Origin of the sequence: Companilactobacillus kimchii DSM 13961 = JCM 10707 (genome assembly GCF_001435445.1) — a bacterium.
GTDB lineage: Bacteria > Bacillota > Bacilli > Lactobacillales > Lactobacillaceae > Companilactobacillus > Companilactobacillus kimchii.
On sequence record NZ_AZDH01000017.1, the window covers coordinates 17,294 to 30,438 of the forward strand.

The following is a 13,145-nucleotide window of genomic DNA, read 5'->3' on the forward strand; positions in this document are numbered from 1 at the left end:
TAGCTTTTAGGATAAAAGCAGCCATAATTTTCATGGTTTTGTAGAATATAAACGTAGATTGATGGGAACCCCCTTACCTCTCATCAGTCGAAGAAGTGCTGAAATAAATATTTTATTTTCTCGATACACGTGTTTTATGATGGACTCATTCGAATTGAATATTGCCTAGGGTGGAATCAGTAATTATAGCTTTGAATTAATGGTTCATCTAAAATACGTAAATAAAACCTCTAACAACTAAACTATTCACAGTGGTATTTATTGACGCGCAACTGAAGATCTCGACCGATTGTAAAATTGGTCGAGATTTTTTTAGGAGATTATAATGAATAATAAAGTAGCAAGAATAATTTGGATCATCTGTATTTTAATAATTATGGGAGTTGTAGGGATTCCTAAGCTATATCAAAATTATCATTCAGCACCGTATTACAATTCTACTAATGAAACGATAATATTAGAGAATGAAAAAATTCATCGACTTAATAAATATCAAAAAAGACAATTTACAAAAATAGCAAAAAAGGCCATCAATGAAAAAGATGAACCTTTTAATTGGCAAAATTGTCGCATTAATTTACGGAATGTGTATAAATTAAGTAATAAGCATGAATATAAAATAATTGTAGAAATTCAATCTAAATTTGATGTTAAAATTATTAGCTCGATGATTATTAAACTAAATAACTGTGATTTAATTAATCCATATGATTTCTCAGTTAAAGAATATTCATCAGGATTTTCAAGAATGGTAGAAAATAAGTAATGTTATACTGAACTTTTTTATCAGATAGGAGGTTTTTATGGTAATAATTTTTATTCAGCTATTTATGTTCACTATGTATACCAAGATTCTCATTAGAGATTTACGTTTTAAACGTGTGGATTTACTTTTCTTTATAATGAATTTAGGTGTAACGCTGGGTATGACGAAGTTTGGTCAATTAGCAGTAATAATTGGAGGTCTGATTGCTTTTTTAATTTATTTATTACTATTAACTAAAAGTTTTAAGGTTTCTATAGCAATAGCTGCCATAATTTATTGTATTGAGATTTTGATAGATCATTTAGTTGATATTATTTTTCGAATAATGAAATTAGATGAAAATAGTTGGATCCTTAACTCTTCAATATTAATGCTGGGGATAATCTTAGCTGTAGGGCTATACTTTTTTCTAAGAAGTGATCTAGAACACAATTTACAAAGAGATTATCGGCTTTCTAGTACAGAGATGATTTTCACATCCATTATATTAATCATAATGATATTCTTGATTACTGTTACTGAAGTCATGCAGGAAAATAATTTACAAAATATTATTTATAATTCTGCGATTATTTTATTATTCGCTATTATGTTTGTGGTCGTTCACATAGCTCGAACCAAAGCAATAAATAAAGATTTGGAATTACGCGAACAAAAGGCTCGGAGTGAAAGTACTAATCGTTATTTGATTCAAATAGAACAGCATTATAATGAATTAAGAAAATTCAGACATGAATATCAAAACACCTTATTGTCTTTCGAAGAATACCTAAGGACTGATGATTTGGAAGGATTAAAGAAATATTACAATACTTCTATCAAGCCCATTTCAGTGGATCTGAATCAAGAGAAGTATAAATTTGAAGACATTGGTCGTATTGGTAATAAAGAAATTAAAGGTGTTGTCTTTAATAAGCTTTATGCTGCACAGTTGGATGGTATAAAAGTATCGTTTGAGGCCAAGAATGAAATTAAGGATTTTTATATGGATTCCTTAGATCTGGCATTAGCAATGGGTATCATCATGGATAATGCTATCGAGGAAACTAGGAATCAGGAACATGGGACAATTCAAGTTGGTTTAATCAAAAGTGAAACAGAAATTGTAATCATTGTGCAGAATTCATTAAGGAAAAATGATATTCCAGTTTGGAAGATGAAAGAGGCCGGATTTTCTTCGAAAGGTTCGAAGCGTGGTTTTGGTTTGAAAAATCTGACTGAGATAATTAATCGAAATAACCGAGCAACACTAGAAACAATGAAGTTAAATAATTACTTTTTACAAAAGATAACAATTAGTACGAAAGGATGATGAGAGTGATTGATGTCTATGTTTGCGAGGATGATCCCAAACAGTTGAATCAAGTTGTTGAATATATTGAGAATTATCTCCTAATTGAAAATCTCGATATGAAGGTTCAAATTGCGACAGGTGATCCTAGTGAGATTTTAGATTATTTGAATAATAATGAAATTGATAAGAGCCTGTATTTTATTGATATTGACCTTGGTGAAAACAATATTAATGGAATCGAATTAGCCTCGAAAATCAGAAAAATTGATATTGAAGGTAAAATTGTTTTCATCACGAATCATTCAGAAATGGTTTTTTTAACTTTTAAATATCAAATTGAAGCTTTGGATTTTATTTTGAAAGATTATCCGGAAAAGATTCAAGGACGAATCATCGAAGACATTAATCTCTGTAATAAGCAATTTGAGATGAGTGCTTCAGATAATGAGGAATACTTTCAGATTAAGACAGGTGAATTGGTTCGATCAATTAAAGTCAGTGATATTTTGTTCTTTGAGAGTTCACCTGTACCACATAAAGTAATTGTTCATTTGAAAGACGGACAATTTGAATTTTACAGTATGATTAAGAGAATTGAAGATGAGAATGAATCCTTCTTTAGATGTCATAAATCTTATGTGGTTAACGTTGATAATGTTGAATCAGTCAATAAACATACGCGTGAGGCTACAATGATAGATGGTGAAAAGGTTCTCTGTTCAGTGCTAGGTACCAGAACTTTAGTTAAATTAAAAAAGTAAAACTTCAGTTGATCTTTTTATGATCAACTGAAGTTTTTTTATAAGGCAACGGTAAGCGCTTACCCAAAAGGGCGTATACTTAATTTAAAAGGGGATGATGGTTTTGAAGATTAGTTTTGGTAAGAGAATCAATTACATACCGTTACTGATTTGTTTAGCTTCAAGCATCCTTATCGGTTATGCAATTTTTTTGATGTTCAACAATGTATCAATCAGCCTTCTCTTAGGGATTTTATCTTTAATAGTGATGATCATGATCTGCACTTTAAATTTAACTAAGACCTATGGTTATTGGGAAATCAGTAAACGGGGAATTAAATACAATGATCTAGTCAGTACAGAGCAAAAAGTAGCGGCGATACTTGTACCCAAGAAGAACGAAGAAAATTTTATTAGCTATTCTGAAATTAAGGCCGTCCAATTAGTAGTAACAGCGGGAATTAAAGCACCCTCTATGGTAAAGGAAAGTGGTGCGTTCCTTGCCTATAGTCCGGATACTGTTTTGGATCGTTTCCCATCCGATTATTACCTGACGGTAAAGCTAAAAAATGGACACGAAGTTGATCTAGATTTGTCTAGTTCTGTTTCCAATACGACTGATATTGCAAAAATGATTGAAATGATTAAAAAAGAAACCCACCAAGATGTTGAACTAGTAAGACAAGAGAACTAAATAGAAAATCATAGAACGATTTAATTGTCCTATGGTTTTTTGTTAATTGTATTGGATGAATAATGCAATACAGGAAAAGATACTTCTTGTCAATTTGTATTGATAAATTTTTTAAAGAATAAATTACTAATTGTCTATATTGAGAAAATGGAGATTGTTATACTTATTAGATTAAGAGATTACTCGACGGGAGATTAATTAATGATTGAAATTGAGGATTTAAGTAAGAATTATGGAGATAAGAAAGCTTTAGAGCATTTGAATCTCAAAATTAAATCAGGAGAGATTTTTGGATTTCTGGGCCACAATGGTGCTGGTAAGTCGACAACAATCAAAAATTTAGTCAGTATTATTGAACCAACTAGTGGATCAATTAAAGTTGACGGTCTGGATTTACAAAATCATCGTCAGAAAATTAAAGGAAAAATTGCTTATGTTCCTGATACTCCGGATATTTTCTTGCAACTAACAGCAGCGGAATATTGGGATCTTTTAACGTCAGCTTATAGTTTGTCGATAGCTGATGTACAACAGAGACGTCAAGAATTAGTAACTTTATTTAATATGTCTGAGCATGTTGATGAAACACTGGCTAGTTTTTCTCACGGTATGCGTCAAAAGACAATTATAATTGGAGCTTTATTGCCTGATCCGGATATTTGGATTTTGGATGAGCCAATGCAGGGTTTGGATCCTCAAGCAGCCTATGATTTGAAACAATTGATGAAGAAACATGCGGCCAAAGGTAAAACAGTTATCTTTTCAACTCATAATTTAGATACGGCACAACAATTGTGTGATGAACTAGCAATCTTGAAAAAGGGTGTTTTAATCTATAACGGTTCAGTACAGAATCTTTTGGATCAGAATAACGATGAGTCGCTTGAAGAAATCTACTTGAAAATGGCAGGTCGACAAAATGGTGATGGTCTAGTTGATGATATTGAAGGTGATACTCATGAATAAGGATCAGTTCAAGAATTTGCTGGCTGTTAACTTGAGACTGTTGAACCCTCAAGTAACGGACCGTTTGCGTAGAAAAGGTAAGAGTGGTGCTGAGCTAACAAATAAATTGAAAATGCAGTTTTTGCTTAATGGACTGATATTTTTCCTCATTTATGGAACAGTAATGTTGCCAATTAATTTAGCTGAATATCCTAATATGTTCACTTATTATGTTGTCTTATTTGTTCTGCTAGCTGTTTCTCAAAGTATTTCCGGTATATACAGTGTTTTCTTTGCTGGTAAAGATTTGAACAATTATTTGCCGTTGCCTTTTAAACAAAAAGAGATTTTTCTCAGTAAGGTGACTGTAGTTGCCATGAATGTTATACCGTTTATTTTCCCACTGTTCATAGCGTTCTTTTCAACAGCATGGCATGCGGGAATTATGATCCCAATGGCACTTTTGTTATCTTTAGTAGCCTTCTGCATCATTTTGACAATAATTTTATTTGCTTGTGCGATTATTGTCTTTGCTTTAACTAAAACTAGTATCTTCCGTAAACATCAGAAAATGGTTATGAATGGTTTAATGGTGATTACTTTAGTAATTGCTATGGCCGGAATTCTTTTGGTAAATAATAGTGATTACATGGCAGGGAAGCATCAAGCCATCAATCCAATCATGTTGCCACTTTTTAAAACTTTTGTAGAGCCAATTTCAGTAATAAGTTTGTTGAATTGGACAGGTTTGATCATTTTGCTGCTGATCCTAGGCTTTATTTTGAAACGTTCTATCTTACCTCATTTAGGTAGTCAATTGACAAGCATTAATACGCAGATGTTGTCTGGTTCTGGTAAACGTAAGCACGTTGAGCGAAAGAGTCTCAATGCTATTTTGGATGCTTATAATCGTCAAGTATTGAAAGAATCGAATATGTTATTGCAGGTGCTTGTTAATTCAGTTGCGCTACCTTTGATTTTTATCATCAGTTTTGCATTTACACAAATTCCTAATAATTTACCTTTGAAATGGGTGGGAGTTTTCTTTGTTGGTGGATTAGCCTTTAGTGTTTTCACAACTAATTCAACGGCAGTAGTTGCTAATATGATTTCTTTAGATCGAGGTAGCTTAGAATTTGTCAGTTCATTGCCAATATCAATGAAACAGTATTTAAAGCGTAAATTTCTTTTAGGATTTATTTTTCAAATAGTAATTAATCTGGCATTGATCATAGTGATGATAATTGTATGGAAATTGAATCTTTATTTGTCTTTATCCATGATTTTCAGTACTATCTGGGGAACTTATTTAGTCAGCTTGTACTATTTCAGTCGTGATTACCGTTTACGCATAACGAATTGGACCAATGTTACAGAATTATTTAATCGTGGTGGCGGAAATATGGCAATTGTTTTGAAGATGTTAATCGTCATGATCCTTAGTATTGGTGTCATAATATTTTATAGCTTTTTAATTGGTACTGGTAAACCGGCACTTGTAGTTAATGGGACAGCGGCCTTTCTAATAATTGCTTTATCATTTATAGTGGTAGAGCATTATCGTCAGAAATTTTGGCAAAAATTTGAATAGGAAGTAAGTCTAATGTTGAGAGCAATCGTCATTGGTAGTCCAGGTGCTGGTAAGAGTACCTTTGCAAGGAAATTACGTGATAGAACTGGATTGCCATTGTATTATTTAGATATGTTGTGGCATAAGTCAGATCAGACGACTCATACTAAAGCTGAATTTGATGCTACTTTACAACAGATTCTGCAAAAAGATAGCTGGATTATCGATGGAAATTATCAACGTACAATTGAGCAACGTTTAAAATATTGCGATACCGTTTTTCTTTTGGATTATCCAGTTGACGTTTGTTTGGCTGGGGCCGAGTCTCGTGTTGGTAAAACTCGTGAGGATTTGCCCTGGACAGAGACTAGCTTTGATCCTGAGTTCAAGCAATTTATTGAAAATTTTGCTCAAGATGAATTGCCACAAATTTATACATCAATCAATAAGTATAAGGATAAGGTAAACGTGGTTATCTTTAAGTCGCGTGCCGAAGCTAATAATTACTTAGACCACATTTGAGAAAATGTGGTTTTTTGTTGCCATAAATGGAATATACAGTTACACTGTATATAGTTTAAAAATATAAAGTTGAACTGTATATTAAAAGGAGCTTCTCCTATGAGAAATAAAAACTTACCCTTAACTGAAACGGTTTATTACATTCTCTTAGTCTTAAATCAACCACTGCATGGATATGGTGCAATTCAAGAGATTGATCGACTAAGTAATGGGGATGTCAAAATAGCCGCCGGAACTATGTATGGTGCTATTGAGAATTTGTTAAAACTACGATGGATTAAAGAAGTTCCCAGTCAGGACAAACGTCGTCGAGTTTATCAAATAACTGAAGATGGCAAGAATATTTTGGGATTGGAAACACAAAGAATGCAACAGCTGGTTAAAGTAGCAAACAAATTTGGATATTAGAGGTCAATTATGATGAGAAAATTTAAATTATTTCTATCTTTAAATACAGAAGAAAAATGGATTAATTTGGTTCAGGAGACAGGCTATCGTTTAGTTAAGGTCAATCCTTTTTTACATATTTATACATTTGAAAATTTAAATTCAAAAGATGACTTTAATCCATATACGCGTATCGACTTTCACAATGAAAATATGAGTACTAGTAAATATTTAGACTATGTAACAATATTTTCAGATAGTGGCTGGAAGTTGGTGTATGGAAGTCGTCATGGTGGGGCACAGTATTTTCAACAAAAAGATGCTCAATCACCGAGAGACATTTTTTCAGATCCAGAGTCTAAAAATCTACCACGAAAGCGATTTATGAATTTTGCGATAACTTATGCAATTTTATTTTTTACCGATCTTTTTGTTTTTATACAAGCAGGATATTTCAGTTGGAGGAATTTATTTGACCTTAAAAGCTGGTATTTAACACCGGGCCTGTGGAATATGCAAGGAAGTACATTTTGGAAGGCTTTTTTATTTGAAACACCATTTGCTTTGTTACGATCAGTCTTTTTCTTATTCTTTTTGGCTATGGGCATCTATTATATTTTAAAGGCAATTGTAAATGGTAATGATGTTAGAGACAGTGCAGTTAATAATAAGTAAATTGATGTAAAAATATGAATGGATAAGTTAGTATCTTTGAAAAAGCGTATACAAATGTAGTTTAATTAAAGGTAGGAGGAATTTAATATGCAATTTAAAACATTAAGTAATGGAGTTTCTATCCCTATGTTAGGATTTGGAACTTATCGTATTGATAATGCTGATATTCCAGCAGCTATCCAAGGTGCTTTGGATGCCGGTTACCGTCATTTTGACTGTGCCCATATTTATGGCAATGAAGCTGCTATTGGTAAAGCCTTTAAGGATGCTGGCGTTAAGAGAGAGGATCTTTTCATCACATCAAAGGTTTGGAACGCTGACCAAGGCTATGACAAGACATTGGCTGCTTTTGAACAAACACTTAAAGATTTGCAAATGGATTATCTAGATCTTTACTTGATTCACTGGCCAAATGAAGAGGATTTCAATTTGACATTGGATACTTGGAAGGCCTTAGAAGCACTTTATGATCAAGGTAAAGTTAAGGCTATCGGTGTATCAAACTTCTCTGAGAAACAACTTAAAGAAGTCTTTGCAATGGCAAAAGTTAAACCTATGGTTAACCAAATTGAACGTCACCCTTACAAGACACAAGTTGAATTGGGTAAATTTGATGAAGACAATGGCATTGTTAACGAAGGTTACTCACCAATCGGACATGGTCATTTCATTCTTGAAGATCCAACAATCAATGAGATTGCTAAGGCCCACAATAAGACAGCTGCTCAAGTCGTTTTACGTTGGCACATTGATACTGGATATGTTATTTTCCCTAAGTCATCAAAGGTTAGTCGTGTAAAGGAAAACTTCGATATCTTTGATTTTGAGCTTACAGCTGATGAAATTAAGGCTATCAATGGTTTAGATAAAGATGAACATCTTAACTACGATAACTAAAGTAAAAATTCATCTAAATTAATAAAACTCTCAAACGTTATACGAATTGAAAAATTTGTAAATCGTTTGAGGGTTATTTATTTTGTGATATTATTGAAAGATGATTTTTACAGTGAGGTAGAGAAATTATGGCAATCAAATTAGTAGCATTCGACATGGATGGAACCTTTTTAAACGATAAGAATACGTATAATCATCAACGTTTCAGTGAAATATTGGAGCAGTTACGTGCCAAAGATATTCGGGTAGTAGCGGCCAGTGGTTCGCAATATCAACGTCTGCAGGACCAGTTTGCGGAGTTTAAAGATGAAATGGATTTTGTTTCTCAAAATGGAGCGGCCGTTTATAGTAACAATCAACCACTTTTGATTCGTGCTATGCCAGAAGAGGCGGTAACCTCTACTTTGAATGTCATCAACCAGCAATTTGATAAAAAGGATATCGTTGAACACTTAGTAGTTGGCGTGAAATCAGCTTATGTAGATCAGTCAATTTCTCAACCAATTTATGATTTAACGTATCATTACTATAATCATTTAAAACGAGTTACTGATTTGGCAACAGTGACACCGCAACGCTTGCAAGATCAAATTACCAGTATCGGTATAACTTTCGATGAACATGTGGATTTCGATGTTGCAATGAGTAATCTTCGTCGATCATTACCGGCTGAATTATCGAGTCAAACGTCCGGTTATAACACTGAATTAATTAGTGAGAGTACAGTTAATAAGGCAGCCGGCTTGCATGAATTACAAGAGAAATACAATATTGCTGATGATGAAATTATGACTTTTGGTGATAATGAAAATGATCTGGCAATGCTGAAGTTGACTCCTTATGGTTACGCGATGGATAATGCCGTTGATTCAGTTAAAGCTCAAGTCACTCATTTTACAGATTCCAATAATGACGAAGGTGTTCTGAATATTTTAAGTAAATTGATATAATATCCTCGTTAATTTTTTATAAAGAATTCGAGCTACTCCATCCTTGCAGAACATGAGATAATATCGCTCAGGGATGGATGATAAAATGAAAAAAATACTGATTGCTTTAATAGCTTTAATATTTATTTTGCCTTTAGCTGCATGCGGTAATATGTCTGAAGACGCCGCTATAAAGGGGAATACTAGTAAATGGAACAAGGCAATTTCTGATTTGGAAGTCGTCAAAACTGACAAGTATGGCAATGACCGTGGTTACATTGCAAGGACAATGAAAGAATTGAAAAAAGTTAATGAGTCAGTTATTCAAGGAACAGTTTACGATATGTCCAAAATAGATAACCTCAACAACGGTGCTTACACTAAGGTAACGGTTCATGTTGATAAAGTGATCAGTGGTAAGAAGTCACTTCAGGGTAAAAAAATCGTGTTAGTGATGAATGGAGGAATTACCACTACTAACAGCTGGTACAAGAGTCAGAACCAGACTCGAGAGACAAATCATGATATTTTGGTTCAATATAACGAGGCACCACTTCCTACAGTCGGCTCTAAAATAATTGGTGGAATCACAACAATCGAGAAGACTGAACCAACAATTTATATGAAGACCATCAAGAAGAATAATTTGGCAAACACAAATACTTATAATTTGGGTATGCCGGCCTTTAATTACTGGATCAAGGATTCCAAGGACAAGCAATATCACTTAAATAATCCGAAAGCTGAAGCAGAGTTAAAGGCTAGTCCCAAGATGGCTAAAAGTATTAAAAATTTAACTGATGAACTAAATCAGAAATATAATGATTAGAATTGAATATATTCTTGTTTCAAAAAACTGATAAGAACACATATACGTCGTGTTCTTATCAGTTTTTTTATGCCAAATTTTTAATTATTTCGATTGTTTGTTGAGCCATAGTTTCAGGTGATTCTTTACGACCAGTGGCGATCCAATAAATAACGACATTTAGAAAACCATAAAAAACAAAGTGAACACCAATTTGTTTTTGAAGTGGAGTTTGCCATTGTCGCCAATTACGGGTATCATCTTGAATTCCGTCAGCAAATTGACGTGTCAGTTTATCAGATAAGTAACCAGTTAAATGTGCACCTACCATAATGCTGATGTAGTCATGATTACTGTCAAAATATGGAAACAATAAACTAATAAGCCGTATAGATCATTAATATTTCTCTGATTAAATTTTTCCTTATAGTCCAACATGATATCGGAAATGGTATCATCAAGAACCTCTCTCTTAGATGAATAATTACGATAGAAGGTTGGTCGAGATATTTTAGCAGTTAGGACGATCTGTTTGACGGTTATTTCATCAAATGAGTATTCCTTCAATAATTGCATAAGTGCATCCTTAATCCAAATTTTAGTCTGTAATTGCATTCTTGTTACATTTTTACCATTTGTGTCTCTAATCATTACACTAACTTCCAATCCATTAAAATTAGGCGATTTAGATATATTTACAAGTCGAAATGTTTAATAATGTCCTTGTTGAAACAAGTGTATCAGAAAAATACACGAGTTACAGTATAAAAACTTGAAGGTGAAAATTATGACAATAAAAAAGAGATTAATTATCTTAACTCTATCGGTTATAGGTTTTTTGGTAATTTTGGATACAAATATCATGAATATCGCTATTCCGGAAATTCAATCGGGATTACATGTATCTTTGACGGACTTATCTTGGGCCATTAATATCTATACAATCTTATTTGCTTCTTTTTTGATTCCGTTTGGTCGAATTGGAGATATTATTGGACATGTTAAATTGCTAAATACAGCTTTAATAGTATTTGCTATTGGATCAATGATCAGTGGTTTGGCTTCATCTTTGAATGTTTTATTAATAGGGCGTTCAATTCAAAGTATTGGTGCGGCAGTTATGTTACCGTCAGGAATGATTTTAGGTTTTAGACAAGTTGAGAAGGATAAACGTAATAAAATAATTGCTATCTTTGCCGCAACGCAGGCTTTAGGTGCCGCCCTTGGACCTACAATTGGTGGTTTCATTTCTCAATATTTTGGTTGGCATTGGGTCTTTTTAATCAATATTCCACTAGTAGTAATTGTTTTAATAATGAATTTATTGCTACTTTCAATGAGAAATGAAGTTGTTAAGAAAATTAAAATTGATTTTGGTGGGACAGTCTTGATTGCTGGAACCTTGTTCTTGTTGACTTTATCTTTGGTAGAAGGTAGAAACTGGGGCTGGCTCAGTTTGGGAACAATTGGCTGTTTAGTTTCATCTTTATTACTACTTGTGATCTTCCTTTATCATGAGCAACATAGCAGTGATCCAATTGTTCCTCTAGAATTATTTAGAAATCGAAATTATGTCGGAGCCAATATAGTAATAATGATTACTTTTATTGTCTTGGCAAGTTATATTGGCATCATTCCAACATTTTTAACTAAAGTAATTGGTGTCTCAGAACTTCATGCCGCGTTGTTGATTACTCCTATGTCAATTACATTATTGTTTTCGACACCGATTGCAACCAAATTAGTGGGAAAAGTTAACAGCAGAATATTAGTAGGATTCGGTATTATTATTTTAAGTATTTCAGTATATTTTATGGGTCATTTAAATTTAGAGAATAATTACAATCAACTTTATTTAGTTGATATTCTATTGGGGTTAGGAATTGGTTCAATAGCTGGACCTGCTATGTCGATTGCAGTAGGTCGCTTGGAAGGAACAGAATTGACTGCAGCACAAAATGTATTGAATGTTGTTAGAAATATTGGTGTAATTATTGGTATTGCACTCTTTTTATCATTATTGGATGGCAATATTGATTCAGCCAAACAAAATGTTCATTCTTATGCAACTGATAGAATAGAGAATTCTAAGTTACCTAAGACAGTACAGAATAAGATGATTACCAAAGTAAAAGGAAATGATAATACTAGTCAAATTAATTCGCAAAGTATCAAACAACCACAAATAAGTACTGATCAAACAGTTAAAATGGCAAAAGCTCAAACCAAACTCATTATCAGTGCTAAATCCAATACCGGTATAATTTTGCCAACGGAAATTAGGCAACAATTGTATCAAAAGGTTTTAGTAGCCACACAGGATAAAGTTAAAGTTATCAACCATGAATTGAAGGGTATCTTTAAGGATGTGAAGCGGCATGTTCATAATCAACTAACAGATGCATTTTTAAAGTTATATAAATGGGAATTACCCTTTGTTGTATGCGGATTCTTAGCTATATTTATCTTCAAAGAAAAGCAATATGAATAAAGGGATTAATTGGTAATTGTTTTATTTTTAAAAATAATCAAAAGTCCAATTAGTGTAATTATTGTCATTTGCAATAGTCTCGAAGTTGAAAAACGAATGAAATTGAAAAAAACACTTGGTCAATTTATTAATGAATTAAAAAAACAACATAATATTGGTCAAGTATCTTCATTAATATGTAAATACATTGCTAATGAATATATGAAAGATAGTAATGGCTTTCCTAAATCTTTGATTGATTTGTACTATGAATCAAGAAGAATCAATTCTAAGTGTGAGGACATTGAATGGAGTGCTACACAAGCAGGTCTAATTTGGTTCGAAAGAATTTAACAGGTACGGATAAATTAATAAGCCAGCCACAAAACTATTATTGTGGCTGGCCTTTGTTTTATAATAAATAAAATGGTTCAAAAAATAGAAAATT

16 protein-coding genes are annotated in these 13,145 nt (G+C 32.8%); 14 read left to right on the forward strand and 2 right to left on the reverse strand.

Features of this window, described 5'->3' with window-relative positions; genetic code table 11:
• Positions 1-325: 325 nt before the first annotated feature.
• The 12 genes from FC97_RS07080 to FC97_RS07135 all read left to right on the forward strand — a co-directional run bounded on the left by FC97_RS07080 (position 326) and on the right by FC97_RS07135 (position 10,248).
• Positions 326-766, forward strand: coding sequence for a hypothetical protein (locus tag FC97_RS07080; protein WP_054643681.1), 441 nt, complete (start codon positions 326-328; stop codon positions 764-766).
• Between the two features lie 37 nt (positions 767-803).
• Entirely contained in the window at positions 804-2,078 is a 1,275-nt protein-coding gene (locus FC97_RS07085) for a GHKL domain-containing protein (RefSeq protein WP_054643682.1), read from the forward strand.
• A 5-nt stretch (positions 2,079-2,083) separates the two neighbouring features.
• Positions 2,084-2,821 (forward strand): LytR/AlgR family response regulator transcription factor, encoded by a 738-nt coding sequence (locus FC97_RS07090; RefSeq protein ID WP_056968097.1) that lies wholly within the window; start codon positions 2,084-2,086, stop codon positions 2,819-2,821.
• A 103-nt stretch (positions 2,822-2,924) separates the two neighbouring features.
• The gene (locus FC97_RS07095) at positions 2,925-3,494 is read left to right on the forward strand and encodes a hypothetical protein (RefSeq protein WP_143442704.1); all 570 of its coding nucleotides are present in this window, start codon (positions 2,925-2,927) and stop codon (positions 3,492-3,494) included.
• A 201-nt stretch (positions 3,495-3,695) separates the two neighbouring features.
• Positions 3,696-4,460: an ABC transporter ATP-binding protein gene (locus FC97_RS07100; RefSeq protein WP_054643685.1), complete on the forward strand. Its 765-nt coding sequence runs from the start codon at positions 3,696-3,698 to the stop codon at positions 4,458-4,460.
• Complete coding sequence (locus FC97_RS07105) at positions 4,453-6,030, forward strand: hypothetical protein (RefSeq protein WP_054643686.1); 1,578 nt, start codon at positions 4,453-4,455, stop codon at positions 6,028-6,030. Before FC97_RS07100 ends, FC97_RS07105 begins: the two co-directional genes overlap by 8 nt.
• 12 nt (positions 6,031-6,042) lie before the next feature.
• Positions 6,043-6,531, forward strand: coding sequence for a P-loop NTPase family protein (locus tag FC97_RS07110; RefSeq protein WP_054643687.1), 489 nt, complete (start codon positions 6,043-6,045; stop codon positions 6,529-6,531).
• A gap of 99 nt (positions 6,532-6,630) precedes the next feature.
• Positions 6,631-6,939 (forward strand): PadR family transcriptional regulator, encoded by a 309-nt coding sequence (locus tag FC97_RS07115; protein ID WP_054643688.1) that lies wholly within the window; start codon positions 6,631-6,633, stop codon positions 6,937-6,939.
• Positions 6,940-6,948: 9 nt separating this feature from the next.
• On the forward strand, positions 6,949-7,593 hold the full coding sequence (locus FC97_RS07120; RefSeq protein ID WP_225868780.1) for a DUF2812 domain-containing protein: 645 nt from the start codon (positions 6,949-6,951) through the stop codon (positions 7,591-7,593).
• Between the two features lie 87 nt (positions 7,594-7,680).
• Positions 7,681-8,490 carry an aldo/keto reductase gene (locus FC97_RS07125; protein ID WP_054643689.1) on the forward strand — a complete coding sequence of 270 codons (810 nt, stop codon included), beginning with the start codon at positions 7,681-7,683 and terminating at the stop codon, positions 8,488-8,490.
• A gap of 128 nt (positions 8,491-8,618) precedes the next feature.
• A complete protein-coding gene (locus tag FC97_RS07130) occupies positions 8,619-9,440 on the forward strand; it encodes a Cof-type HAD-IIB family hydrolase (protein WP_054643690.1) in 822 nt (273 codons plus the stop codon).
• Between the two features lie 85 nt (positions 9,441-9,525).
• Positions 9,526-10,248 (forward strand): hypothetical protein, encoded by a 723-nt coding sequence (locus FC97_RS07135; RefSeq protein ID WP_054643691.1) that lies wholly within the window; start codon positions 9,526-9,528, stop codon positions 10,246-10,248.
• Between the two features lie 67 nt (positions 10,249-10,315).
• Here FC97_RS07135 and FC97_RS07140 read toward each other — a convergent pair whose 3' ends face one another.
• Positions 10,316-10,558, reverse strand: coding sequence for a TetR-like C-terminal domain-containing protein (locus FC97_RS07140; RefSeq protein ID WP_054643692.1), 243 nt, complete (start codon positions 10,556-10,558; stop codon positions 10,316-10,318).
• Positions 10,552-10,878 (reverse strand): TetR/AcrR family transcriptional regulator, encoded by a 327-nt coding sequence (locus tag FC97_RS07145; protein ID WP_054643693.1) that lies wholly within the window; start codon positions 10,876-10,878, stop codon positions 10,552-10,554. Before FC97_RS07145 ends, FC97_RS07140 begins: the two co-directional genes overlap by 7 nt.
• Positions 10,879-11,014: 136 nt before the next feature.
• On the opposite strand from FC97_RS07145, the gene FC97_RS07150 reads away from it, so the two are divergent.
• Together FC97_RS07150 and FC97_RS07155 are read left to right on the forward strand one after the other, a co-directional pair.
• Positions 11,015-12,718, forward strand: a complete 1,704-nt coding sequence (locus FC97_RS07150) for an MFS transporter (RefSeq protein ID WP_054643694.1) — start codon at positions 11,015-11,017, stop codon at positions 12,716-12,718.
• Between the two features lie 96 nt (positions 12,719-12,814).
• Positions 12,815-13,051 carry a bacteriocin immunity protein gene (locus tag FC97_RS07155; protein WP_143442703.1) on the forward strand — a complete coding sequence of 79 codons (237 nt, stop codon included), beginning with the start codon at positions 12,815-12,817 and terminating at the stop codon, positions 13,049-13,051.
• Positions 13,052-13,145: the final 94 nt, after the last annotated feature.

Coding starts and splice junctions, on each gene's coding strand:
- FC97_RS07100 (WP_054643685.1), top strand. CDS start 3,696: ATGATTGAAATTGAGGATTTAAGTAAGAATTATGGAGATAAGAAAGCT.
- FC97_RS07145 (WP_054643693.1), bottom strand. CDS start 10,878: ATGATTAGAGACACAAATGGTAAAAATGTAACAAGAATGCAATTACAG.
- FC97_RS07155 (WP_143442703.1), top strand. CDS start 12,815: ATGAAATTGAAAAAAACACTTGGTCAATTTATTAATGAATTAAAAAAA.
- FC97_RS07140 (WP_054643692.1), bottom strand. CDS start 10,558: ATGGTAGGTGCACATTTAACTGGTTACTTATCTGATAAACTGACACGT.
- FC97_RS07110 (WP_054643687.1), top strand. CDS start 6,043: ATGTTGAGAGCAATCGTCATTGGTAGTCCAGGTGCTGGTAAGAGTACC.
- FC97_RS07120 (WP_225868780.1), top strand. CDS start 6,949: ATGATGAGAAAATTTAAATTATTTCTATCTTTAAATACAGAAGAAAAA.
- FC97_RS07105 (WP_054643686.1), top strand. CDS start 4,453: ATGAATAAGGATCAGTTCAAGAATTTGCTGGCTGTTAACTTGAGACTG.
- FC97_RS07080 (WP_054643681.1), top strand. CDS start 326: ATGAATAATAAAGTAGCAAGAATAATTTGGATCATCTGTATTTTAATA.
- FC97_RS07150 (WP_054643694.1), top strand. CDS start 11,015: ATGACAATAAAAAAGAGATTAATTATCTTAACTCTATCGGTTATAGGT.
- FC97_RS07130 (WP_054643690.1), top strand. CDS start 8,619: ATGGCAATCAAATTAGTAGCATTCGACATGGATGGAACCTTTTTAAAC.
- FC97_RS07125 (WP_054643689.1), top strand. CDS start 7,681: ATGCAATTTAAAACATTAAGTAATGGAGTTTCTATCCCTATGTTAGGA.
- FC97_RS07115 (WP_054643688.1), top strand. CDS start 6,631: ATGAGAAATAAAAACTTACCCTTAACTGAAACGGTTTATTACATTCTC.
- FC97_RS07085 (WP_054643682.1), top strand. CDS start 804: ATGGTAATAATTTTTATTCAGCTATTTATGTTCACTATGTATACCAAG.
- FC97_RS07135 (WP_054643691.1), top strand. CDS start 9,526: ATGAAAAAAATACTGATTGCTTTAATAGCTTTAATATTTATTTTGCCT.